Source organism: Halomonas sp. ISL-56 (assembly GCF_018612805.1).
GTDB lineage: Bacteria > Pseudomonadota > Gammaproteobacteria > Pseudomonadales > Halomonadaceae > Vreelandella.
Genome location: NZ_JAGGRO010000016.1, coordinates 140,073 through 161,959, shown reverse-complemented (window position 1 = coordinate 161,959; position 21,887 = coordinate 140,073). Strand labels below are relative to the sequence as shown.

Genomic DNA, 21,887 nt, shown 5'->3' with positions numbered 1-21,887 from the left:
GAATTAGCGCCTGACATTTGAAACAGTCGCTATTTAAAACATCAGTTACTAGCCATATTGGACACAAATTGCTGGATAAGTTCTTCCAGCACCAGCGCCGACTGGGTGTCGCGAATCGTATCGCCATCTTCCAGCATCTCAGGGTCTCCACCCACACTAAGACCAATGTACTGCTCACCCAACAGGCCTGCGGTTAGGATAGAAGCAATCGAATCTTTAGAGAGCTGCCCCTCAAGTTCGCTATCCAGGCTTAGCACAACACGCGCATCAAACCATTGCGTATCCAGTTCAATGGCTTCCACCCGACCCACCGTCACGCCCGCCATAGTGACCCTGGCACGAGGCTTTAAACTGCCAATATTGGCAAAGTTAGCCTCTAGCTGAAATGACTGTGTGGGCGCAGAAAGCGTCAGTCCACTAACCCGCAAGCCGAGGAACACAAGCCCTAAGATGCCTGCCACCATAAACAGGCCAACACCGAACTCCATGGTTTTACTGCGTTTCATGAAACTGCTCCAGCCATCAAAGACCGCCAAACATCATGGCGGTCAACACAAAATCAAGCCCCAATACTGCAAGCGACGAGTACACTACCGTGCGCGTGGTAGCACGCGAGATACCTTCAGAGGTGGGCACCAAATCATACCCCTGGAACACCGCAATCCAGGTCACCACCAACGCAAATACGGCGCTTTTGATCATGCCGTTACCAATATCACTAATAAAAGCCACGTTGGCTTGCATGTTGCTCCAGTAGGAGCCCTCAAAAACGCCCAACCACTCGACGCCCACTAAGTAGCCGCCCCAAATACCCACCACGCTAAACCCCACCGTCAGGATAGGCAGCGACACAAAGCCTGCCCATAGACGTGGAGCCACCACCCGGCGTAGCGGATCAACACCAATCATTTCCATGCTGGTGAGCTGCTCTGTGGCTTTCATCAAGCCAATCTCGGCGGTAAGCGCAGAGCCTGCCCGCCCAGCAAACAGCAGCGCCGCCACTACTGGCGCTAGCTCACGCAATAGCGAAAGCGCTACCATTTGTCCCAGGGCCTGCTCAGCACCGAAATCGACCAGAATGGTATAGCCCTGCAGCGCCAGCACCATGCCGATAAACAGCCCCGACACCAGCACAATGGCTAACGAAAGCACGCCAACAAAGTGCATCTGGTGCAACCATAGTCGCCAGCCTTCTCGGGAAGGCACACCAATTGCTGACTGAAACAGAAACACGCCAGCTCGACCTAATGCTTCCATTAAGTCGCACCCTCGGCGCCCCAGCCGGGTGATACGCGCGGCGCTGTTAGAGAATTTTGACTGCATTAACCCTGCCCTTTATTTACCCTGCATATGTGCATTTAAGCTAACTTTGCCACCTAATCTTTCTGTGTCACCGGGGTTTCACCCAGAATATCGCGATAAAACGCCTCAGCGGGGTAATGAAACGGTACCGGGCCATCAGGCTCACCATGAATAAACTGACTCACCCGAGGATCCTGATTGATATCCAGCGTTTGCGGCGTGCCATCCGCTATTACCTGACCATCTGCGATGAGATAGAGATAGTCAGCAATACTCAATGTCTCTTTGATGTCGTGGGAGACCACCACAGAGGTGAGCTGCAGCGCTTGATTAAGACGCTTAATAAGCTGCACCAACACGCCCATCGAAATGGGATCCTGACCGACAAACGGCTCGTCATATAGAATCAGCTCCGGATCCAGCGCCACCGCACGGGCCAACGCTACCCGGCGCGCCATCCCTCCCGATAGCTCAGCGGGTGTTAAGTGACGCGCTCCGCGCAGTCCGACGGCCTGTAGCTTGAGTAACACAAGATCTCGCACCATCGTATCGGGTAAATCAGTATGCACCCGCAACGGAAAGGCAACATTCTCAAACACATCCAAATCGGAAAACAGCGCACCACTCTGAAACAGCATCCCCATCCGCTTGCGTAGCGTAAATAGCGCCTTCCGAGATAGCCGGTGAACGTCCTGCCCATCAATCAGTATGCGTCCGCTCTCCGGGGTCAACTGCCCACCGATCAACTTCAGCAGCGTCGTTTTACCGGTGCCGCTCGGCCCCATGATCGCGGTCACTTTACCCCGCGGTATGGTCATATTCACGCCACGGAAAATTTCGTGATCGCCACGAGAGAAATAAAGGTCTTCAATTTCTATAAAGGGTGCATCTGTCATGGATCAGTTGACTCTTAACGGGGCGCAGCTAGGGCTAAATAGCATACCCTACTTGCTACTAGCGCAGTTAGAAAACAGTGTTTCTAAAACATTATCGAACATTGTACTATAACGCCACAAAACATTACTCCGCGAGTGAGCATTCCTAGTGATTAGTATAACGACTGGTGAGCAGATCCCTAGGCTAGGGCAGTTTATCGCTCAAGCCACCAGGGATTACGACCTCAATTACTGCCTATAAGCGGTGTCGAGATGTTATTCTTGCGGTTACTACTTTTCATATTTTCAATCGTTAAGAGAAAACGCTATGCGCCAGCCTCTCGCTTCATCCAGCCTACTACGCGAAAGCGCTCTGCGTACGCTGCAAATTGAGCAGGCAGCGATTGGAGGCCTCCAGGCTAAACTAGACGAAAGCTTTGACCGCGCCTGCGAGCTAATCCTCGCCTGCCAAGGACGCGTGGTGGTGACGGGCATGGGCAAGTCGGGGCATATTGCAGGCAAGCTGGCGGCAACGCTGGCCAGTACGGGCACACCGGCTTTTTTCGTTCACCCCGGTGAAGCCAGCCACGGCGATTTAGGCATGATCACCCGCGCTGATGTTGTGCTGGCGTTATCTAACTCGGGTGAAACGGCTGAAGTCACCGCCCTACTGCCGCTGCTTAAACGCTTGGGCACACCGCTGGTCAGCATGACGGGGCGCCCCCAATCCACGCTTGCCAAACACGCTGATGCGCACCTAAACAGCGGCGTTGAGCGCGAGGCGTGCCCGCTCGATCTCGCCCCTACCAGCTCCACCACTGCGGCTCTCGCCCTAGGCGATGCACTGGCGGTGGCGTTACTGGAAGCACGCGGCTTTACCGCTGAAGACTTTGCCCTTTCCCACCCTGGCGGCAGTTTAGGCAAGCGCTTACTGCTGCGCGTCAGAGACCTGATGCACGATGGCGAGCGACTACCCCAGGTCGCATTAGGAAGCCCACTGCGCGATGCGTTATTAGAGATCACCCGGCAAGGACTTGGCTTTACCTGCGTGGTGGATAGCGAAGGACGCCTGGCCGGGGTTTACACCGATGGCGACCTGCGCCGTACGCTGGATCAGTTTCACAACCTGCGCGATGTCCTCGTTGACGACGTTATGACCCGGCCAGGCAAACGCATCGGCCCCGACATCCTGGCGGCCGAAGCGGTACGTATTATGGAAGAGAGCCGGATTACCGCGCTAGCGGTGGTCGATGAACAACAGCGCCCTATTGGGGCTCTACATATGCACGACCTGCTCGCCAGCGGCGTTATTTAACCCATCGGCGTTTTTTATCCGTCTGGCTATAAGAAATTACTGATATGGAGGCTCTATGACCCTACCCACCGCGCTACTCGATCGACTCCGCCGCGTACGCCTATTGGCGTTGGATGTTGACGGCGTCCTCACCGATGGCCGCCTCTACTTTCAGGCCGATGGAATCGAAATCAAAGCCTTCCATACTCAGGATGGCCATGGGCTAAAGCTGCTCAAACGCGTGGGCGTGCATGTTGCACTGATTACTGGGCGCGATTCCCCCATGGTCAGCCAGCGTGCCGCCGCCCTGGGTATCGACCATGTTCACCAAGGCTGTGAAGACAAACTGGCTACCCTGCGCGGGCTTTGCCAGCGCCTTGATATCGAGCTGGAACAAGTGGCCTATTGCGGCGACGACCTGCCCGATCTAGCGGCTATTAAGCGTTGCGGCGTCGGCATTACCGTGCCTAACGCACCGGATTATATGCACACCCACGCCGACTGGATCACCGAACGCCTGGGTGGTCACGGTGCCGTGCGTGAAATCTGCGATACGCTGCTTGAATCTCAAGGGCACTGGGGCGCGGTGCTCGACACCTATTTGCACGGTCGAGCGTAAATGTTGAAGCGGCTTAAGGTACGCCTCTGGCTGGGCGGGCTGGTTATCGCGCTGGGTGCGCTGCTGGTATGGCTTGACCCCGGCGGCCCTCAAGACACTACCATCGACCCTGAAGCGCAGGCTCAGGAACCAGGTCACGTACTGGAAAATGCTGAAATTACGCTATTCGGTGATAACGGCAGCGTTTTGCAGTCGCTGACAACACCGCGTCTTATCCATACGCCTCAGCAAAGCGAAACCTGGTCGGAAGAGCCCGAAGCCGTTCTGTATGACAATGAGGGGCGCCAGTGGCTGGCTAGCGCCGATGTAGGCACGCTCAACACCGCTACCCAAGCGCTGTTACTGTCAGGCTCGGCTCGCTTGATCGCACCTGATGAAGGCTGGCAGCTAGATACCGAGCTATTGCATTATGATGGGGTAACTCAGCATGCCTGGAGTGCAACACCGGTACTGTTACAGCAACCGCCCCAGCAAATGCGCGCTTCACGTATGGACGTGTGGCTTAACGATAGCCGGGTACGCCTAACTGATAATGTGCGCGGCACACACCCCCCGGCCACGCAACCTTAAAGAGGAGTCGCCATGAAAGCACTTATTTACACCGCCCTATTTGCGCTAGCGATGCCATTATCGGCACTGGCCCAAACTTCACAACAGGCCCCTGTGGAAGTGGAAGCCGACCGTTTAGATCTCGACCAGCGGGCTGGCACCGCCGTTTATACCGGGGATGTAGAGATACGTCAGGGCGAAATGCAGTTGCGAGGTGATCGGGTAGAGATCAAACGCAACGAGGCCGGCGAACTTTCGACGGCAACCTCCACCGGTGAGCGCGCCTACCTGCGTCATCAAGCACAAGGTCAGGATGGCCCCACTGAGGGCTGGGCAAGAAGGATTATTTATCATGTCGCTGAACGCCGCGTAGAACTGATTGACCAAGCCGAGCTGACCCAGCAAGAGGACAAGTTCAGCGGCGGGCGGCTTGAATATTTTATTGACCGTGAAGTGATTCAAGCACGCTCTGACGTTGACGGCAGCGAGCCCCAGCGCATACGTATGACCCTTCAGCCTGAACAATAGGGAGCCGAGCTGTGGCAACTGTTGACACTACGCCGAACCAAATTCTTACGCCGATCAAAACCCTTTATGCCCACCACCTAGCCAAAAGCTACAAACGCCGCCGCGTGGTCAAAGACATCAATTTGGAAATCTGCCAAGGCAGCGTGGTCGGCCTACTTGGCCCGAATGGTGCCGGCAAAACCACCTCGTTCTATATGATTGTCGGGCTGGTAAAATCCGATGCTGGCGAAGTGGGCATCGACGATGTGGATTTAACCCGCGCACCCATGCACGAGCGCGCAGCAGCAGGTATCGGCTATCTCCCCCAGGAGGCGTCTATCTTCCGCAAACTTTCGGTTGCTGACAATATTATGGCGATACTCGAGACGCGCAAAGAGCTCAATCGCAGCGACCGGGAACAGCGCTTGGAAGCGCTACTCGAAGACTTTCATATCACTCACATTCGTGACAACCTCGGCATGAGCCTTTCGGGCGGCGAGCGCAGACGCGTGGAAATTGCACGCTCCTTAGCAACAGAGCCTGCCTTTATTTTGCTCGATGAGCCCTTTGCTGGCGTTGATCCCATTTCTGTGGGCGAAATTAAAACCATCATTCGTGCGCTGAAGCAGCGCCATATCGGTGTACTGATTACCGACCATAACGTGCGTGAAACCCTGGATATTTGCGATATCGCCTATATCGTCGGTGATGGGCAAATCATCGCCAGCGGCTCGCCAGCTTCAATACTTACCAACCAAAAAGTAAGGGATGTTTATTTGGGCGCAGATTTTCGCCTCTAAGATTATTTTCACTTCTAAACTGACTTTTCACCCACTAAATAGCGCTTTACAACAACTTTACTACCAATGGCATGCTTATTGCACTTGCACCCGGCACTCACTCGCACTAGTGTGGAACATTCCGATTAACGAGTGGTTCTCAGATGGTCATGAAAGCTTCTCTCCAACTGCGTATCGGCACACAGCTGACCATGACGCCCCAGTTGCAGCAGGCCATTGCGCTGTTGCAACTTTCGACGCTGGACCTTCGTCAAGAAATTCAGCAGGCCCTAGACGCCAATCCCATGCTGGAGCAAGAAGATGAATTTAGTGAGCAGGCTGTCAGCGAGCCTAAAGAAGAAGAGTGGTCAGAGAGCATCCCTACTGAGCTCTCGGTAGATAGCGACTGGTCAGATACCTATCAAGATATGGGTAGCCAGGGTGGTAGCAGCAGCGAAGGCCCCGACTTTGAGCGCCAGGCAGCCGGACAGAGCCTGCACGGGCACCTGCTGTGGCAACTTGCCATGACCGATTTTAGCGCCCGTGAACAGCTTGTCGCGGAGAGCTTAATCGACGCGCTAGATGCTAATGGCTACCTAACCCAGCCGCTCAACGATATCCGTGAAGGACTTCGTGCCCAGGGCATTGACGGGCTTAGTCAGCGCGAAGTGGAAACCACGCTGCTCAAGCTCCAACAGTTTGAGCCAACCGGTATCTTTGCCCGCGATTTGCGTGAATGCCTGATGCTGCAGCTCGCCGCCCTTCCCGACGATACACCACTGCTGGTTCCCGCCCGCCGTCTCGTTCGGCAGTTTCTTGAAGCGCTCGGCAAGGATGATATGCGCTTGCTTAAGCGCCGTCTCGGGCTTGATGACGAGCAGCTGGCCGATGTTATCCTACTCATTCGCAGCCTCGACCCACGTCCAGGTAGCGCCTACGGCGATACCGACGACAGTTATGTAACGCCCGATCTAGTCGTCCGCCACGACCAAGATGGCTGGCATTTAGAGCTCAACCCAGAGGCCCTGCCACGGCTGCGCATTCAGCCCGACTACGCCAGCTTGATTAAGCGTGCGGACAAAAGCGATGATAACCAGTTTCTCAAAGAGCACCTGCAGGAAGCGCGCTGGCTGATTAAGAGCCTGTCTAGCCGTAACGATACGCTATTGCGGGTTGGTCGCGAAATTATCACCCGACAGATTGGCTTTTTGGAGCACGGCGAAGAGGCCATGAAGCCGCTGATATTGGCCGATATTGCCGAAGCCGTTGAGATGCACGAATCAACTATCTCGCGGGTAACGACGCAGAAATACATTCATACGCCCCGCGGTGTTTTTGAGCTTAAGTACTTTTTCTCGAGCCAGGTGAGCAGCCAAGATGGCGACAGTCACTCCAGTACCGCCATCCGCGCGCGTCTCAAAAAACTGATTCAAGAGGAGCCCCCTGGCAAACCGCTTTCTGACAGCCGCTTAGTCACGCTATTAGGCGAAGGGGGCGTGCAGGTGGCGCGTCGCACGGTGGCTAAATATCGTGAAGCCATGGGCATCCCCTCCTCCAGCGAAAGGCGCCGTTTACGCTAGGCCCTGCTGCCGTTTCAGGGAAACTCTCGACAAGGGCTTTGCAACGCGGCAAAAAGGGTTACAATCGAAGTACAGTCCGATGGATAAGGAGTACGTCAATGCAAGTAAATATCACTGGTCATCACGTAGAACTGACTGACGCCTTGCGTGACTATGTCAACGAAAAGCTTGAGCGTGTAGAGCGCCATTACGACAATATAACTACGGTGCAAGTCACCTTATCAGTGGAGAAAGAGCGCCAGCAGGCCGCCTGTACGCTGCACGCCGCAGGTGCTGACTTACATGCGGAAGCCCTAGACAGTGATATGTACGCCGCTATCGACGCCCTAGCGGATAAAATCGACCGTCAACTCGTTAAACACAAGGAAAAAGCACAAGCTCGCGCCCAAGGCGCAGGTGTGCGTTAATTCAATGACGTTGGAAACCATACTTCCCCCGGAACGCGTTCTATTTGACGTACCCGGGGGCAGCAAAAAAAGGGTGCTGGAGTTTTACAGCACCTTTATTGCCCAAAATATTCCCAGCTTGGACAGCCAAGAAGTGTTTAGCCGTTTAATCGGCCGTGAACGCTTAGGCAGCACCGGTATTGGTAACGGCGTGGCTATTCCCCATGCGCGTAGCCCCCACTGCACCGCCCCTATCGCTGGTTTTTTAAAATTGTCAGAAGCGATTGATTTTGACGCTATCGACGGCGACCCGGTAGACCTGGTGTTTGTACTGTTGGTACCCGAAGAAGCAGATGACACGCACCTTTCACTGCTCGGCCAAGTAGCGACCATCATGAATGATGCGGATACACGCCAGCTGCTGCGTAAAGCGGCCAGTCAGCGTGAATTGCTTGAGCTCATCACCGCCAAAATTCGTGAGCAATCAGCGGCCTAACTGGTCTTAAAACCTTTTTTAAAACCTATTTAAGGTTAGGCACCGCAGGTGTATGTTTCGCTCACCACCCTTAACGCAGCTTGACCAAGGCAAAGAGAGACTCTATGCAACTGGTGATCATTAGCGGCCGCTCAGGTTCAGGTAAATCTATCGCTCTACAGGCGCTGGAGGATCTTGGCTACTACGCGATTGATAACCTCCCCGCTATGCTGCTGGGCTCGTTGGTGGACGAATTACGCGGCCAGGGTGACCGTGCTCATTTGGCGGTCAGTATTGATGCCCGTAATTTGCCGGGAGCGCTGGAGCGCTTGCCCTCTTTGTTAGAGGAGCTGCGCCAGCGTAAAATTAACTTTCAAGTGATTTACTTGACCACCGATGCCCGCATCCTGCTTGAGCGTTACTCGGCTACCCGGCGACGTCATCCGCTGACTCGCGATAGTGAAATGACCCTCGAAGAAGCGATTAATAAAGAAGAAGAGACGCTGGAGGATATTCGCGACCTAGCCGACTTACTGATCGATACATCACGGTTATCGGTACACGATTTACGCCGTCGCATTACCGACCAGGTAGCGCACCAGCACCGCGATAAGCTAACGCTGACCCTTGAGTCATTCGGCTACAAACGCGGCGTGCCGTTAGATGCTGACTTGGTCTTCGACGTGCGCTGCCTGCCGAATCCTTACTGGGATCCAACGCTGCGCCAGTTCACCGGCCGTGACGCTGATATTGTGGCTTTTTTGAGCAGCTACCCTATTGTTGACGCCATGAGCAACGATATTTTGGCGTGGCTTGAGCGTTGGCTACCCGCTTACCAGAATAGCCAACGCAGCTACATGACCATCGCGATTGGCTGCACCGGTGGCCAACACCGCTCGGTCTACATGGTCGAGAAGCTGGCGGAGAGGTTGACCACTAGCATGGGCGACGTTCAACTACGCCATCGTGAACTGGGGCTGCACTACACCTTGGGTGAACAGTCGGCGGCGGCTCTCCTCAGCGCTACTTCCAACAACGAACGGAAAGAGACTTAGCGCGTCTATCCATTAATGACACCACTCGGCGAGAAGGAACCAGGGTGCCAGAAAGAATACTCACACTTACCAATCAACGCGGGCTACATGCTCGCGCGGCGACAAAACTGGTCAAATGCGGCCAACAGTTTACGGCTAAAATACGTGTTTACAAACAGCAACAGGTAGCTGACGCCGCCAACATCATGTCACTGCTGATGCTAGCCGCCCCTTGCGGTACCGAGCTAACGATCAACGCCGAAGGTGATGACGCCGAACAGGCGCTTGAAGCCATTCAAGCGCTGTTCGATGCCCGCTTCGAGGAAGATCAGTAGCCGCCGCTATACCTGTTAGTCACCCGCCACCGTCATCGCATCAATCAACCAACTACCCGTGTGAACACTGCCACGGGTATCAGTGTCATCGCCAATCCCGACTAATCCAGCAAACATCCGATCTAGGTTACCGGCAATGGTGAACTCTTCAACCGGGTACTGCACCTTACCGTTTTCGACCCAAAAACCTGCTGCACCGCGGGAGTAATCACCGGTCACGCCATTAACGCCTTGGCCCATCAGCTCAGTCACCCAAATACCCCTGCCCATCTCCTGCAGCAGGCTTTCGCGTGATTGCAGCGGCGCCGCTAACCTTACGTTCCTCGCCCCACCGGCATTCCCCGTGGTATGCATACCCAACCGACGAGCGCTGTAAGCAGAGAGCATATAGCTTGCGATGCTACCCTGATCGATAAAGCGATTATTGCGGGTTTGCACACCCTCGCCATCAAATGGCGAGCTGGCCGTGGCACCAATATCCATGGGCCGCTCTTCAAGACTAAACCAGTCTGGAAACAATGGTGTGCCGAGCCGGTCACACAAAAACGAGGCCTGACGGTAGAGCGCGCCACCGGCTAAACCACCAAGCAGATGGCCAATTAAGCCACTGGCCAACGAGGGGTCAAACAGCACCGGAAAGGTACCCGTGGGGGGACGTTTAGCACCCAGCCTGCGCAGCGTGCGCGCGGCGGCCTCGCGGCCCACCTCGGCGGGGTCACGCAGCGTCTTGGGGTCGCGGGCAGAGGTATAGTCGTAGTCGCGCTGCATACCGGCCGCGTCTTGGGCAATCAGCATGCATGACAGTGAGTGACTACTGCCCTTTTGGGTGCCTAAAAAGCCGTGGCTATTGGCGTAAACGCGTACCCCTTCGCCGCTGGAAAGTGACGCGCCATCCGACTGGGAAATGCCTTCAACGTCGCGCCCCGCCTGCTCACAGGCAAGCGCCAGCTCAATCGCCTTATCCGTTGTCAGGGCCCAGGGGTAGTGCACTTTTAGATCGGGCAACTCGGCGGCCATCAGAGAAGCGTCAGCTAGCCCTGCGGCCGGGTCTTCGCCGGTATAACGAGCAATCGCCAGCGCTTTCTCCACCGCTGCCTGAATCGAGGCGCTGCTGGCGTCTGTGGACGAGGCGCTGCCTTTACGCTGGCCCACGTAAAGCGTGACGGCAATGCCCTGGTCACGGGATAACTCAACCGTTTCAACTTCACCCTGACGAACGCTAACGCCGATGCCCTGATCAACGCTGGCGCCCACTTCGGCAGCATCCGCGCCCAAGCGTTTTGCCAGCGCTAGCGCCTCTTCGGCACGCGCGGTCAATAACGACTGCTGCGCGGATGCATCAAATGCCTGTGCCATATGGCCTCCTTTTTTCAACCGAATGTCTCTCAACCGAATATCTTTCAAGAGAACGTCTTTCAAGAGAACGTCTTTCAAGAGAGTATCTTTCAAGAGAGTATCTTCGGCGAATCAATGTTGTACTCGCAGCTGGTATAATGCCGCCACGAATCTTGTCTGTGAGTCACACTATGCGTAAGCAACGTCCCGATCCCGTCCTAAGTACTAATGAAGTAGAAGAGCAGGAAGAACGCCCTAGCAAGTCGCAACTCAAACGTGAAATGCATGCCTTACAGGCACTTGGGGAAACCTTAATCGCCATGCGACCGGCGGAACGCGCCCGCTTCCCCCTCTCTGACGATATGCTGCGCGCTATCGAGGAAACCTCGCGCATTCGTTCCCATGAAGGTCGCCGCCGTCATATGCAGTATGTCGGTAAGCTAATCCGTAAAGAGGATCTCACCGCCATTCAAGGCGTATTCGATTCCATCGATCAGGAGCAGGAGCAGCGCGACCATGCCTTCCACCGACTGGAAAAATGGCGGGAACGCTTAATTGACGAAGGCGATCCTGCTGTTGACCTTTTTATGGCAGAGCACCCAGATGCCGACCGCCAGACTTTGCGTCAGTTGATTCGCAACGCCCAGCGAGAACGCGAACAGGGCAAACCACCCACCAGCTCGCGCAAGCTCTTCAAACACCTGCGCGAAACGCTTGCTCTTTAAAGGCAGCACTTAAGACCAGTACTTAAGACTGAGTCCCACCGACGGTCAGCTCATCCAATTTCAAGGTAGGCTGGCCGACACCCACCGGCACTCCCTGCCCCTCTTTACCACACACGCCGATGCCGGCATCCAGCGCCATATCGTGGCCAATCATGGAGACACGCTGCATCGCTGCCGGCCCATTACCAATTAAGGTGGCCCCTTTCACCGGCGCCGTCACTTTACCGTCTTCAATTAGGTAGGCTTCGCTGGCAGAGAACACAAATTTACCCGAGGTAATATCCACCTGACCGCCGCCAAAGCTCACCGCATAAATACCGCGCTTAACGCTTTTGATGATATCGCTGGGCTCTTCTTGACCTGCGAGCATAACGGTATTCGTCATACGCGGCATCGGCAGGTGGGCAAAGGATTCACGCCGCGCGTTGCCTGTGGGGGCCATACCCATTAAGCGAGCATTGAGTTTGTCCTGCATATAGCCAGTCAAAATACCGTCTTCAATAAGCGGCGTGTATTGGCCCGGCGTGCCCTCGTCATCAACGCTCATGGAGCCACGGCAATCCGCTAGCGTAGCATCGTCGACAATAGTGACGCCTTTAGCGGCTACCCGCTTACCCATTTGGCCCGCAAAGGCGGAACTTCCCTTACGGTTAAAATCCCCTTCCAAGCCGTGGCCGACGGCTTCATGGAGTAAAATCCCCGGCCAGCCTGACGCCAGCACCACCGGCATTTGCCCAGCGGGCGCATCAATGGCTTCCAGGTTGACCAGCGCCTGACGAACGGCTTCTTTAGCGTACTGCTCTGCGACTTGATCATCGCGCAATTTGGCCATGGAGTAACGACCACCACCGCCCGCGCTGCCGCGCTCACGGCGTCCGTTCTTAACCGCAATCACGCTGACATTAAAGCGCACCAGCGGGCGAATATCTGCCGCCAAAGTGCCATCGCTGGCCCGCACTAACACCACTTCGTAGGTGCCCGATAGGGAAGCACTCACCTGACTGATGCTAGGATCTGCGGCACGGGCGACTCGGTCAGCCTGTTTTAACATGGCGACTTTCTCTTCGGCGCTTAGCCCGGCTAATGGGTCAATCCCCGCGTAGCGCGACGTAGCCGAAACGGGTTGAACCAACTGCCCGGGCAGGCGTTGACCACTGCGCACAATACCTGCAGCGGTCCGGCCAGTGTCCATTAACGCATCGGCCGTAATTTGGTTGGAGTAGGCAAATCCGGTTTTTTCACCCGCCAGGGAGCGCACACCGACGCCGCCGTCAATATTGTAGCTAGCCTCTTTCACCTCCCCATCTTCCAGCACCCAACCCTCTTGCCAGGTACGTTGAAAATACAGATCAGCGTAGTCAATGCCCGCGCCCATGGCGTAGCCCAACCCCGTTTCCAGAGCGTCTAAATCAAGCCCTCCAGGGGTCAACAGAATGGCAGCAGCCGTATCTACATCACTTTTATATGCGGTCATTGGGGGCCTTCTAAAGTAACCTGCGGCGAGGTCCAAGGGCCTCGCACGCGATAATGGAGTGTCGTGGCACGATCTAAAGCGTCGCCAAATAGCTGGTCAGCAAGGAACAGCGCGCCGCCCACGATGGGTGCGCCAACGGCGATAGCCGCGATCGGTAAACTTTGCGTCACTGGTAGTGTGACGCCAAGCCGCTGGTCAAGTTCACGCGTCACCAGGTCGACACTGCCGGTAAGCGTTAGGGTGGTGGCCGGGGCATCAATTTGCAATGGCCCGCGAAGCGTCAACAGCCCACCGGTAACATCAGCGGTGCCCTTGACACGGTCAAATGCCGTGCCCCGGCCGGTTACGTCGGAAAAATCCAGGCGCAGACGACGTAAAATATTATCGAAATTAAGCAAGCCAATTAACCGCGCAGGCGCCGACTCCAGGGTGACAAAACGGCCGTCGCGAATGTCGGTACTGATATAGCCATCTGAGCGACTTAACTCCAATTGCCAGGGTGCCCCCGGCCAGTCAAGCGAGGCGACCACATCGGTACTTCGGCTGCGCATGGCCACCGGCTGGTCAAGGCGCTCAAGGGCAGTGCCAATATCTCCGCCCTGAATCGTAATGTCTGCGCGGGTATGACTCGAAACAGCATCCCCCTCCCAGTGCAGCTCGCCGCGCGCCGATAGCTGGCCCAGGGTTAAGCCGACAGGGGTAAGCGAAAAGCGCTCACCGTCGGTTTTCCAGTAGGCGGTCAAGGGGCCAAAGCGGCGCGGCCCCATGGCAATTTCGGCTAAACGCAATCGCCCATTGGGCACATCGGCCAGCCAATCCGGAATGGCCATAGGCGCCTGACGCTGAGTTTCGACTGATTCCATCCAGGAGTCGGGCATCGGTGCATCGCTGTCATGTTCGACATTGGCTAACGCCAACAAGCGATCAAGCGCCAACGCTTCAATGGTCATGTCTAACGGTTGCGGTGACTCAGCATCGTACTGTAAACGCCCGGTGACCAGGTTACCGCTTAGGCCCAAATCGATCAGACCAGCGTTGATGCCTCCAGATGCGTTAAGACTGCCTAAACACTCGCTTTGATAAACCACGCAGGGGGTGGTTAACGAGACATCCAGCGGTGTTTGAGTGCCTTCACTTGACGGCATAGTGGTTCCGCCAGCCATTAGCGGCGCTATCGCCCGCTGCCACGCTAACGGATCAAGCCTTGGCACGGCAGCGTCAAGACTGATGCCGGGCTGAGTGGGCCAGCCCGGCAGGCGCTCCGCTTGGCTGCCTAACTTTAGCGACCCTGATAGCTCGCCATTACGCTGTTGGATGCGTGCTGAAACGATATCGGCCAGCTGCGTTTCAAGTCGTTTGGCATCTAAATCAGCGGTCAATGTCCACGGCCAGGGCTGCTGTGGTGATTTGGCAAACGGTTCGGGCAGGTGGCTGGTGACGCCGAGCAAGCGACTCTCAAGACGCAGGGAGGGCGCTGGGCTTAGGGTGACACGGCCCTGCCACTCTATCGGCCCTTCAAAGGGCAGGCGCCCTTGGCTACTGTCTAACCCAGCAAGCCCGAACAGCGCCGCGGTAGCGACACGCCCTTGCAGTTGTATGCCGTCGCTTTGAGTATCAATATCAGCGTTGATAGCCCCCCCAAGCAACTGACCACTAGCCTCGCCGACGAGTCCCGAACTCTCCCCATCTTGAAGCCAAGCGAGATCCCCCTCAACCGATTGAAGGCGAAGGTCGAGCGGTTGATAAACCACTTCCGAGAAGCGCGGCTGAGCATTAATTTCCAGCTGCAGCGCCTCAGGGTTTGCCAACGGCAACGACAGCGCAATATCGCCGTTAACGTCCCCCGTCACGCGCAAATCACTTAGTTGGGAAAGGTCGATCTCGGGCATCGCCTGTAAAAATGATATCAGCGCTGGCCCATCCGAGGTTAACTGCCCCGAAAGGTTGAGCGTCTCATCCTCCATCACCACCTCGCCCTCTGAAGCCGTGACACCATGGCTCTGGGCATTATCAATTTCAGCCTCTAACACCTTGTTTTGCCACTTCAGTCGCCCCTCGACATCGTCAAGGCGTGGCCAGCCTGGCGCAATCGGCAAATGCCCTTGCGTCACCGCCAAGGCAAGCGTTGCTGTAAAGTCCTGGGCAGTCGCCCCTTCGCCTAACGGCTGGCTTAGCTGCAGCGAGCCCTTGCTGACGTAGCCGCCAATATCATTAAGCAGCCATTCGCGCAGCTCGTCGCCCATCACGCTGAGCGGCAACCACTGAGCAAGCGGACGCTCCACAGCATCCACGTCACTGAACGTCAGATCTAAACCAAAGTGACCACGCTGATCTCCGGTCACCAAACCAAAGCCACCCGCTATCTGCGCACCGTCCCAATCAACGCTTAGCCGCTTGCCACTCACCATGGTATTGGGGCCGTCGTATACCCATTCGACTTCCCCTTCAGCGCGCCGCAGCTGCATGGGGGCGGCAAAAAACTCGGGGAAATAGAGGGTACTTTCGCCATTACTGCTAAACAGCACGCGCCCGCGGAAGTCTCGCGCCTGCACCCAGGCATCCAGAGGGCCGCCACCGGGCGCTTGCTGCCAGGGTGAGACTTCGACGCCAGTTAGCGCCGCGTCCACTCCCCAGTGGCCATCTTGCTGTCCCAAGTGTAACCCCTCGACTTGCCCACGGGGGGCGAGGGTTTGCAATACCCGGGTGACGGACTCGGGGAGCAGTACATAATCGCGCCAAGCGGTTAGCGAGGCGAGTTCAAAAGCACTGGTGCGTACTTCCCACTGCCCTGGCTGGTGGGTGGCATGCCAGTGGCGTGGCAAGGCAGGCCCAACGCTACCTCCAGGGGGCTGCGCCCACTCCACGCTATCTGCATCACCGCTTAGCCACGCTTCCCCCCCGTCGCCGTCGCGCTGCCATAAACCATTGGCCTCAATGTCCCTTAACACCGCGTACTGAACCTGATGGCGTAGCGTTAACTGGGGAACATCGACAGCGACGCGAGCTTCCTCAAGGCGTCCGGCGCTCCAGCGCCCCCACAGCCGCGCACTGCCGCCAGCTTGCTCTAAATAAGCGGCATGATCCGGCCGGAACATATCTGCCAGAACAACTAACTGGTCGAGCTGAACATCGAGTTGCAATGCTGCCGAAAAATCGCTGAAGCCCTGTCGGCCGGGCTGCATTTCGACTTTTATTTCCGCTGCGGGCAGAGCTTCAACTCGAGCTTGCTGCATGGATTCCGCAATATTGATTGCGCCTTCCATTCTTGTGCGCCGTTCATCGCCGGTTAGCAGCAAGGTCTCGGCATACAGCATTACGGTATTATGGCGACCATGCAGGACTACCCGGGTATCGTCTACCCATACGCGTTGCCGCAAAATCAAGCCGGTCCAAGTATCGATAGTATCAAGGTCGACCTCTGGATCCGGCGCCATTAGCAGCGGTAACTCAGCGGGTTCAGGCCATTGCCAAGTAGCTCCCGTGCCTTGATAAAGGTGAAACTGAGTACCGCTGATGCGTGCGTCGCTAAAAATCGGCGCCATATTGACAAGCGATGCCCAGGTATCCAATCGCAGCCCCGCATGTTCCAGGGAAAATAGCGCTTGGCCATCGGGGGTCTCCGCGTCTACACCCTCAAGGCGTAACAAAAAGTCGCTCCGAGCGAGCGAAAGCGATAGCTGATCGATGGTGACCGGCACGCCAATGCGCGCCTCAAGCAGCGCTTCAATGCGGGGGGTTAGGGCATCGGATTGGCTAATCGCCAAGCGCAGCAGTAACAGCAGCACAGCCGCGCTGCCCAGTAGCCAGGCAGCGATCAACAAACTCCAACGCACCAGCGAACGCGTTAGCATGGTTACATCAGCACAATATCGTACTGTTCTTGGGAGTAGTGCTGCTCAACCTGAAAGCGAATGGTTTTATTGATAAACGCCTCCAAGTCAGCCACCGCGGCTGACTCTTCATCCAGCAAACGATCAACGACAGGTTGTGATGCCAGCACCATGTAGGTCTCAGCGCTATAAGCGCGCTCTTCGCGCAGTATCTCACGAAAGATTTCATAGCAAACAGTTTCTGGCGTTTTAAGCGTCCCCCGCCCACTGCAAGTCGGGCAGGCTTCACACATCGTTTGCTCTAGGCTCTCCCGGGTGCGCTTACGGGTCAATTGAACGAGGCCAAGCTCGGTAACGCCAGTGCATTTGGTTTTGGCATGATCACGCTCTAAGGCTTTTTCCAACACCCGCAAGACCTGTCGCTGATGTTCAACATCCGCCATATCGATAAAGTCGATAATGATAATGCCGCCTAGATTACGCAGCCGAAGCTGGCGGGCTATTGTCGTGGCCGCCTCAAGGTTGGTTTTGAAAATGGTCTCTTCAAGGTTGCGATGACCGACATAACCGCCGGTGTTGACATCAATAGTGGTCATTGCCTCAGTGGGGTCAATCACCAGATAGCCACCGGATTTCAACTGTACCTTGCGCCCCAACGCTTTTTGGATCTCATCTTCGACGCTGTAAAGATCAAAAATGGGACGCTCGCCGGGATAGTATTCAATCCGCTCCACCGCGTCGGGCATAAACTCTTCAGCAAACTCGACTAGCTTGACGAAGTTTTCCCGTGAATCGATACGCACTTTTTCGATATCGTCGCGCATTACATCGCGCAGAGTACGCATAAAGAGCGGCAAATCATCATAAATCACGCTTTGCGGCGTAGCGGTTACTTTTCGCTCGCTAACTTTGCGCCACAGTCGCAGTAGAAAGTGCATATCCCCTTTTAGCTCTTCGTCACCGACGCCTTCCGCGGCAGTACGGACAATAAAGCCTCCCGTCACTTCCAGCGTCTGCTCCGCCACGCTGCTGTCTAGCAGGGCTTTTAACCGCTCGCGCTCACGCTCATCCTCAATACGCTGCGAAACGCCGTGATGAGGAGAATCAGGCATATAGACCAGATAGCGGGATGGGATCGAAAGATGCGTGGTTAAGCGCGCCCCTTTGCTACCAATAGGGTCTTTGGTCGCTTGCACCACTAACGCCTGGCCCTCGTGAAGCAACTGGCCGATAGTCTGCTGCTCATCAAGCGGTATGCCGGGAGGCATCACTTCGTGGGCGTGAATAAACGCCGCCCGATCTAAGCCAATATCAACAAAGGCAGCCTGCATGCCAGGCAGTACACGAACCACTTTGCCTTTGTAGATATTGCCCACGATGCCACGCCGGCGGGAACGCTCGATCAGTGCCTCTTGCAAAACGCCGTTTTCGACCAGCGCGACGCGGGTTTCCATTGGCGTTAAATTGATGAGAACTTCACCGCTCATGCAAAATTCCTTGTTGGTTGACGTATTCCTTGCCAGCGATACAGGCGGCGACACCCTTTATTCAAGGGCGTTAAACGCGCTGCCAGATAGGAACTCCCTGTCGGCATAGCAAGTGCGTCGTTTCAAACAGCGGTAGCCCTACCACTGCTGAGTGACTGCCTTGAATCTGTTTTACAAATATGGACGCTAATCCCTGTATAGCGTAGCCTCCCGCCTTATCTGCGGGCTCACCGGTACGCCAGTAGGCAGCGATTTCATCGGCGCTGATCTCACGCATCGTCACCTGGGTTGTCACACAGCAGGAAAGCATTCCCGCTGGCCCACTCACCGCCACGGCGGTAAGTACCTCGTGACACCGCCCCGAAAGTAGCCGCAGCATATCAGCAGCCTCCTCGGCATCCACCGGTTTACCTAGAATACGCCCATCGACCACCACAGCGGTATCTGAACCGAGGGTCGGTAAATCAGTTAGAGGGGCCGCCGCCTCGGCTTTGGCAACCGCCAAGCGCTTTACATAGGCTTGAGCCGACTCCCCAACCAGCGGCGTCTCATCAATATCGCAAGGATGAACCTTGACCGGCACACCAATGGATGCGAGCAAATCCCGACGGCGTGGAGAAGCCGAGGCCAAACATAAAACAGGTGCAATCATGAGGCGGCCAACCGACGCTCTAACGCCTGGAACATCGTCGCCAGCCACGGCCATAGCAGTGCACTGATCAGCGCGGGAATTAAAAACGCCAAATGAATCGAAAAATCACCCACGATAGTGCGCAGCCACTGGGCGACCAACTGCATCAAGCCCAGCAGCACCAGCACCAGTGCCGACTGCTGTACCAGCGAATAGGCCCGAAAACGTGGGTAGACCAGAGCACATAGAAATGCCAACAGCGCATAGATGAGCGCATGCTGCCCCAACGCTGTGCCTTCAATTAAATCCATCAAAATGCCCAGTACAAAGCCATGAAAAACGCCGATTCTATCGGGAGTCCGCATACACCAGTAGATGAGCATAAGCCCCAACCACTCGGGACGATACACCTGCCAACCATCGGCTAACGGCATCACTTGCAAACATAACGCCAGAAGCAGACTTAGCCAAATAACTAAAATAGGCACTACCGGTGCACGGGGCATCAAGGCACCTCTTGATCGGGTTTAGCAAGCTGAAGCGAAGAGCGTAAAGCCTCTGAAGAGATATCCAGCGTTTCATCCCATGCATGCTCCTCCACCTCCGTTCGCGGGGGCGGAAAAAGCAGCAAGAAGTGACGTGAGCGCTGCAGTTGGGCCATAGGCGCGGCCGTAACACGCGCAAACGGTTTGCCTGGATCGTGATAGACCTCGGTAACGCGCGCCACCGGGTAACCCGGTGGAAAGCGCCCAGCTAAGCCCGACGTGGTCAGTAAATCACCCTCACGGATATCCGCCGTATCAGGCACATACATTACATTTACGCTGTTGTAACGCCCCGCCCCTTGGACAATAAAGCGTAATCCATTGCGGTTTAACTGAACCGGCAAGGCGTGACTGGCGTCGGCTAACAGCAATACACGGCTGGAATAGGCAGAGACCGCGGTAATTTGCCCCACTAGCCCCGAGGCATCAATGACCGGCTGACCTACATAGGCGCCGTTACGGTGGCCACGGTTAACCACCATCTGATGGCTAAAGGGATCATTATCCAGCGACAGCAGCTCAGCCGTGATATAGGGAATATCACGGCGCTTAGCCGCTTGCAGCAATTCGCGCAGTTCGCTGTTTTCCGCAGTCAAATTTGCCAACCGTTGACCACGATGGGAAAGGGTAAGAATCTGCTCTCGCAGGCGGCGGTTTTCATCCACCAATGCCTGCTGATCAGAGAGCGCAAGCGATCCCCAATTCAACAGGTCGCTAGGCACACTAACAACCCATTGAATAGGGGCAACGACCATCGACAGTTGCGCACGCACTTGTTCCATGCGCGTGAAATGCAGGTCGACAAACATCAATGCACTGGCAGCCAAGGCGCAAAAAAACAGCCGGTAGCCCGGCAATGGCCCGTGCGAAAACAGCGGTTTAATAGGCAATCCCCCCGCAATTAACCGCTGCGATTAGTCGCTCGACAGCAACTCAAAAGTGTGCTGATCAATCATTTCCAGCGCTTTACCACCACCGCGAGCAACGCAGGTCAACGGATCTTCGGCAACGATCACCGGTAGCCCCGTCTCTTCAGCGATAAGCTTGTCCAGATCGCGTAAAAGCGCACCACCGCCCGTTAACACCAAGCCTCGCTCGGCAATATCAGACGCCAATTCAGGCGGTGACTGCTCAAGGGCGCTCTTAATGGCGGCCACGATAGAACCCAGGGTTTCTTGCAACGCTTCCAGGGTTTCGTGGGAATTAAGCGTAAAGCTGCGCGGGATACCTTCGGCTAGATTACGACCACGCACATCAATTTCGCGTAGTTCGCCGCCGGGGTAAGCGCAGCCTATTTCCTCTTTGATGCGCTCAGCTGTCGCCTCACCAATCAGGCTGCCGTAGTGCCGACGCACGTAGGCTGTGATGGCCTCATCAAAGCGGTCGCCACCCACCCGAATGGATTCGGAGTAGACCACGCCATTGAGTGAAATAATCGCGATTTCAGTGGTACCACCACCGATATCCACCACCATCGACCCCTGCGCTTCATCAACCGGAAGGCCTGCGCCAATCGCCGCCGCCATGGGTTCTTCAATCAAGAACACCTCGCGGGCACCGGCACCTTCTGCTGACTCACGAATTGCCCGGCGCTCTACTTGCGTTGACATGCAAGGAACACACACCAGCACACGCGGGCTGGGGGTTAAGAAGGTGCTTTGGTGAACTTTGCGAATAAAATGCTGGAGCATCTGCTCGGTGACGGTGAAGTCGGCAATAACGCCATCTTTCATCGGCCGAATCGCGGTAATATTACCCGGCGTGCGCCCCAGCATTCGCTTGGCATCGGTACCGACTGCCGCGACGCTGCGCATATTGCCAGACTGGCGGATAGCAACCACGGATGGCTCATCGAGCACGATACCGCGACCGCGTACATAAATCAGTGTGTTGGCCGTACCCAAGTCGATCGATAGATCGCTGGAAAACAGCCCCCTCAAACGTTTAAACATGGATGTTGTTACCTAGTGCAGACCGGGAACCCTGTGCGGATGCAAACGGTATCACCGCAACCCCTTGGCAGCAAGCACGAGTCGCGCCTAAGACTGCCCGTTGAGGCCAAGATGTGGTACCTTTTGCGGCTATTTTCCACGTCTGCGACACAAGACGTATTTTTTGATATCGG

At 55.8% G+C, this 21,887-nt stretch carries 22 protein-coding genes; 11 read left to right on the top strand and 11 right to left on the bottom strand.

What is annotated here, in order from left to right; genetic code table 11:
• Positions 1–41 precede the first annotated feature (41 nt).
• From mlaD to J7J49_RS14360, 3 genes are read right to left on the bottom strand one after another with little or no spacing between them, the layout of a single operon-like run.
• Positions 42–506 carry an outer membrane lipid asymmetry maintenance protein MlaD gene (gene mlaD, locus J7J49_RS14370; protein WP_064236541.1) on the bottom strand — a complete coding sequence of 155 codons (465 nt, stop codon included), beginning with the start codon at positions 504–506 and terminating at the stop codon, positions 42–44.
• A gap of 16 nt (positions 507–522) precedes the next feature.
• On the bottom strand, positions 523–1,323 hold the full coding sequence (mlaE, locus tag J7J49_RS14365) for a lipid asymmetry maintenance ABC transporter permease subunit MlaE (RefSeq protein ID WP_064236540.1): 801 nt from the start codon (positions 1,321–1,323) through the stop codon (positions 523–525).
• A 53-nt stretch (positions 1,324–1,376) separates the two neighbouring features.
• A complete protein-coding gene (locus tag J7J49_RS14360) occupies positions 1,377–2,198 on the bottom strand; it encodes an ABC transporter ATP-binding protein (protein WP_215093519.1) in 822 nt (273 codons plus the stop codon).
• A gap of 307 nt (positions 2,199–2,505) precedes the next feature.
• Between J7J49_RS14360 and J7J49_RS14355 the strand changes: the two genes are divergently transcribed.
• The 10 genes from J7J49_RS14355 (at position 2,506) to J7J49_RS14310 (ending at position 9,735) form a co-directional block, all read left to right on the top strand.
• A complete protein-coding gene (locus J7J49_RS14355) occupies positions 2,506–3,492 on the top strand; it encodes a KpsF/GutQ family sugar-phosphate isomerase (RefSeq protein WP_215093517.1) in 987 nt (328 codons plus the stop codon).
• A 55-nt stretch (positions 3,493–3,547) separates the two neighbouring features.
• Positions 3,548–4,090, top strand: a complete 543-nt coding sequence (locus tag J7J49_RS14350) for a KdsC family phosphatase (protein WP_064236537.1) — start codon at positions 3,548–3,550, stop codon at positions 4,088–4,090.
• Positions 4,091–4,660, top strand: coding sequence for an LPS export ABC transporter periplasmic protein LptC (lptC, locus tag J7J49_RS14345; RefSeq protein ID WP_064236536.1), 570 nt, complete (start codon positions 4,091–4,093; stop codon positions 4,658–4,660). It abuts the gene before it with no gap.
• Between the two features lie 12 nt (positions 4,661–4,672).
• Positions 4,673–5,167 (top strand): lipopolysaccharide transport periplasmic protein LptA, encoded by a 495-nt coding sequence (gene lptA, locus J7J49_RS14340; protein WP_064236535.1) that lies wholly within the window; start codon positions 4,673–4,675, stop codon positions 5,165–5,167.
• A gap of 53 nt (positions 5,168–5,220) precedes the next feature.
• On the top strand, positions 5,221–5,946 hold the full coding sequence (lptB, locus tag J7J49_RS14335) for an LPS export ABC transporter ATP-binding protein (protein WP_064236620.1): 726 nt from the start codon (positions 5,221–5,223) through the stop codon (positions 5,944–5,946).
• A gap of 143 nt (positions 5,947–6,089) precedes the next feature.
• A complete protein-coding gene (locus J7J49_RS14330) occupies positions 6,090–7,505 on the top strand; it encodes an RNA polymerase factor sigma-54 (protein ID WP_064236534.1) in 1,416 nt (471 codons plus the stop codon).
• A gap of 98 nt (positions 7,506–7,603) precedes the next feature.
• Complete coding sequence (hpf, locus tag J7J49_RS14325) at positions 7,604–7,912, top strand: ribosome hibernation-promoting factor, HPF/YfiA family (RefSeq protein ID WP_007114683.1); 309 nt, start codon at positions 7,604–7,606, stop codon at positions 7,910–7,912.
• 4 nt (positions 7,913–7,916) lie between these two features.
• Entirely contained in the window at positions 7,917–8,387 is a 471-nt protein-coding gene (locus J7J49_RS14320) for a PTS sugar transporter subunit IIA (protein ID WP_064236533.1), read from the top strand.
• Positions 8,388–8,491: 104 nt separating this feature from the next.
• The gene (gene rapZ, locus J7J49_RS14315; RefSeq protein ID WP_215093515.1) at positions 8,492–9,421 is read left to right on the top strand and encodes an RNase adapter RapZ; all 930 of its coding nucleotides are present in this window, start codon (positions 8,492–8,494) and stop codon (positions 9,419–9,421) included.
• A 44-nt stretch (positions 9,422–9,465) separates the two neighbouring features.
• Complete coding sequence (locus J7J49_RS14310; RefSeq protein WP_064236531.1) at positions 9,466–9,735, top strand: HPr family phosphocarrier protein; 270 nt, start codon at positions 9,466–9,468, stop codon at positions 9,733–9,735.
• Positions 9,736–9,750: 15 nt separating this feature from the next.
• Here J7J49_RS14310 and pmbA read toward each other — a convergent pair whose 3' ends face one another.
• The gene (gene pmbA / locus J7J49_RS14305) at positions 9,751–11,091 is read right to left on the bottom strand and encodes a metalloprotease PmbA (protein ID WP_215093513.1); all 1,341 of its coding nucleotides are present in this window, start codon (positions 11,089–11,091) and stop codon (positions 9,751–9,753) included.
• A gap of 170 nt (positions 11,092–11,261) precedes the next feature.
• Here pmbA and yjgA point away from each other — a divergent pair, with 170 nt between their 5' ends.
• Complete coding sequence (gene yjgA, locus J7J49_RS14300) at positions 11,262–11,795, top strand: ribosome biogenesis factor YjgA (protein ID WP_064236529.1); 534 nt, start codon at positions 11,262–11,264, stop codon at positions 11,793–11,795.
• Between the two features lie 22 nt (positions 11,796–11,817).
• Here the strand turns inward: yjgA and tldD are convergent, their stop codons facing one another.
• The 7 genes from tldD to J7J49_RS14265 all read right to left on the bottom strand — a co-directional run bounded on the left by tldD (position 11,818) and on the right by J7J49_RS14265 (position 21,714).
• On the bottom strand, positions 11,818–13,269 hold the full coding sequence (tldD, locus tag J7J49_RS14295; RefSeq protein WP_215093511.1) for a metalloprotease TldD: 1,452 nt from the start codon (positions 13,267–13,269) through the stop codon (positions 11,818–11,820).
• Positions 13,266–17,120, bottom strand: coding sequence for a YhdP family phospholipid transporter (locus tag J7J49_RS14290; RefSeq protein ID WP_215093509.1), 3,855 nt, complete (start codon positions 17,118–17,120; stop codon positions 13,266–13,268). Before J7J49_RS14290 ends, tldD begins: the two co-directional genes overlap by 4 nt.
• A 2-nt stretch (positions 17,121–17,122) precedes the next feature.
• A complete protein-coding gene (rng, locus tag J7J49_RS14285; protein WP_215093508.1) occupies positions 17,123–18,586 on the bottom strand; it encodes a ribonuclease G in 1,464 nt (487 codons plus the stop codon).
• A 70-nt stretch (positions 18,587–18,656) separates the two neighbouring features.
• Positions 18,657–19,238, bottom strand: a complete 582-nt coding sequence (locus J7J49_RS14280) for a Maf family protein (RefSeq protein ID WP_215093506.1) — start codon at positions 19,236–19,238, stop codon at positions 18,657–18,659.
• Positions 19,235–19,723, bottom strand: coding sequence for a rod shape-determining protein MreD (gene mreD, locus J7J49_RS14275; RefSeq protein WP_064236524.1), 489 nt, complete (start codon positions 19,721–19,723; stop codon positions 19,235–19,237). Before mreD ends, J7J49_RS14280 begins: the two co-directional genes overlap by 4 nt.
• On the bottom strand, positions 19,723–20,652 hold the full coding sequence (gene mreC / locus J7J49_RS14270) for a rod shape-determining protein MreC (protein ID WP_064236523.1): 930 nt from the start codon (positions 20,650–20,652) through the stop codon (positions 19,723–19,725). Before mreC ends, mreD begins: the two co-directional genes overlap by 1 nt.
• A 24-nt stretch (positions 20,653–20,676) precedes the next feature.
• Positions 20,677–21,714, bottom strand: coding sequence for a rod shape-determining protein (locus J7J49_RS14265; RefSeq protein ID WP_007114671.1), 1,038 nt, complete (start codon positions 21,712–21,714; stop codon positions 20,677–20,679).
• Positions 21,715–21,887 lie beyond the last annotated feature (173 nt).